The organism is Phytoactinopolyspora endophytica (assembly GCF_004138495.1).
GTDB classification, from domain to species: domain Bacteria; phylum Actinomycetota; class Actinomycetes; order Jiangellales; family Jiangellaceae; genus Phytoactinopolyspora; species Phytoactinopolyspora endophytica.
Genome location: NZ_ML142854.1, coordinates 263,065 through 263,979 on the forward strand (window position 1 = coordinate 263,065; position 915 = coordinate 263,979).

At 59.6% G+C, this 915-nt stretch carries 1 protein-coding gene and 1 pseudogene; one reads left to right on the forward strand and one right to left on the reverse strand.

Annotation, left to right across the window (positions count from 1 at the left end):
• Positions 1–105: pseudogene (locus ELR45_RS42715) on the reverse strand (amidinotransferase); the annotation flags it as partial.
• Positions 106–245: 140 nt separating this feature from the next.
• Between ELR45_RS42715 and ELR45_RS14270 the strand changes: the two are divergent.
• On the forward strand, positions 246–695 hold the full coding sequence (locus tag ELR45_RS14270) for an Lrp/AsnC family transcriptional regulator (protein ID WP_129666996.1): 450 nt from the start codon (positions 246–248) through the stop codon (positions 693–695).
• The last annotated feature ends 220 nt before the right edge of the window (positions 696–915 follow it).

The following is a 915-nucleotide window of genomic DNA, read 5'->3' on the forward strand; positions in this document are numbered from 1 at the left end:
CCGCTCTTGGTCGACCGGCCGTGACAGGTCCATCCAGGGGTTGATGGCGTACTCCACGGCGAAGTGGGCGGGAGGGCACATGACGTAGTGCCGGGTGGAGAACATAGGCACGCCTCGAACATAAGCGCGCCGGCCGGTGCAACGCTAGGCCGTAATGTTGCGGGTATAGCCACAGTTTGTTGCGTCTCTTCCGATATAGGTGGAGAAAAGTTGTGTAATAGCGCTGAAGGCATCAAGATATGGCCATGACGCTCGACGACATCGATCGGCGGATCATTCAGGTGCTCTCCAATGACGGGCGGGCCAGCTATGGCGCGATCGGTACTGAGGTGAACCTGTCAGCCCCGGCGGTCAAGCGCCGCGTCGATCGCCTCCGTGAGGGTGGGGTCATCACTGGCTTCACGGTGCGTGTCGACCCAGCCGCGAGTGGCTGGACCACCGAGGCGTACGTCGAGTTGTTCTGTAACCGGCGGACCTCCGGCGAGGAGATCCTGCGGCGGACTGAGAGCTATCCGGAGGTCGTTGCGGCGTTCACGGTCACCGGGGATGCGGACGCGTTGCTCCATGTGTTCGCGTCCGATATGAGGCATTTCGAGCGTGTGCTGAGCGAGATCTCGGCGGAACCCTTCGTGGCTCGTACCCGGAGCGTTTTGGTCCTGTCGCCGCTGCTCCGTCGTGATTATCTCAGCATGTGAGACGTGTTTAGCTCCGCTCTGGGTTTCAGCTGCTCAACCCTTTTACCTGCTGGTTCGAGAATTACATGGTTGTCGTTAGTCAAGTCGACACGCCGTGTTGTTAATGAGAACTGTGTTCTCTGTGTTTCTTAACGTGATCAGAGTGGTTAGGCTCATCTCCTGGGATGTCTGGTGACGGGGAGGTCGGCCCACATGGGTAGGGGGAATGCACGTCCGGCTC